This window comes from Kocuria sp. NPDC057446, from assembly GCF_042802875.1.
Lineage (GTDB): Bacteria > Actinomycetota > Actinomycetes > Actinomycetales > Micrococcaceae > Kocuria.
This window is the reverse complement of sequence record NZ_JBHVDI010000295.1, coordinates 1-1,305: the sequence shown is the minus strand read 5'-3', so window position 1 is coordinate 1,305 and position 1,305 is coordinate 1. Positions and strand designations below refer to the sequence as shown.

The 1,305-nt window shown below is 66.4% G+C and carries 1 pseudogene; it reads right to left on the bottom strand.

Features of this window, described 5'->3' with window-relative positions:
• Window positions 1-266: 266 nt before the first annotated feature.
• Window positions 267-960 (bottom strand): annotated as a pseudogene (locus ACFU0Y_RS18185) (transposase); the annotation flags it as partial.
• Window positions 961-1,305: the final 345 nt, after the last annotated feature.

Here is a 1,305-nt window from a genome sequence, read left to right as displayed (position 1 = left end):
CACAAACAAGCGCTCATTGCCCTCGCCCATCGCCGCCTCAACGTCATCTGGGCCATGCTCCGCGACCACAGTCCATACCGAGAACCGGCCCCGGCCCCAGCGCTCCTGGCTGATTGACAACAGCATTGAGATTCCCAGTGGCCGGGAACAGCGCGGTCCGCGGCTTCAGCGGGACGCTGCGAGAACACGACATCCGCGGTGACGAAGCACCCATCGCCGTAACTCCCCATTGGTCAGGGTGTTGCGACGACCACTGGAATCCAAGGCGTGGGGTGTTCGGTGATGTCGGTGACCCACAGCTCGTTGGGCGCGAGCCGGTGGAACTTCCGGTGCACGAGGTCATCGGCGGTGGCCACACCCTTGAGCTTCTTCACCTTGGCCGGGCCCGGTAACCCGGCGATCCCGGCGAGACTCATCAGCACGGCCACCAGGTTCTCGCTGACGACGACGTCCATGCCGCGGGTGAGCTCGGCGTGGACCCGGCGGGAGCCGTAGGTGCCGCGGGAGGCGGTGTGCACCTCCCGGATCAGCCCCGTGAGCCACTGCCGACGCATCGCTGTCGGGGACAGCGGCCGGTTCTTGTACTGGTAGTAGCCGGGGCTGCTCACCCCGAGCAGACGGCAGCAGACCTTGACGGGGTGCCCGGCGTCGACGAGCTGGTCGATCACCGGATGAGCCCTTTTGGGTCCGGACGGTCTCCCCGAGCAGCTTCGCGGCGCGTTTGAGGATCTCGACCTCAGCCTCGAGCTGGCGAATCCGCTTCTTCGCCTTCGCCAGCTCCGCTGACTCGTGGGTGGTGGGCCCGGGCCGTTCGCCGCGGTCGATCTGGTCCTGGCGGACCCAGTTGTGCAACGCACCGGTGCTGATGCCCAGTTCGGCGGCGGTGGCGGTGATGGTCTTGCCGGCACGCACGAGTGCGACGGCGCGGAGACGGAACTCCGCAGGGAAGGGTCGCGGCATGGTTGGAGCCTCTCGACGAGATACACCGATCTTCACACCCACAGGGGTAACCCAGCCATGGGGCAGGTCAAAATTCGGGGCAGTCCCGTTGTCCACCCGGTGGGAGTGAAGAACCGTTCCGGCCAGGTCGATCACCACGCAGTGATGTGTTCTTTTCCCCGCATCGATTCCTGCCCACACGGTCGCCATCGTCCTCATCCTTCCGCCCGGTCTCTTGTGGAGGCCCTGTCGATGACCGCGCCGGCACGTCCGCACCCAGCGATCAATCTCGCAATTCTCAATCAGCGGTCGAGTCATCGGCGGGCAGCGGGCGGCCATTCCCAGTGAGCCGTCCACGCGGCAGGG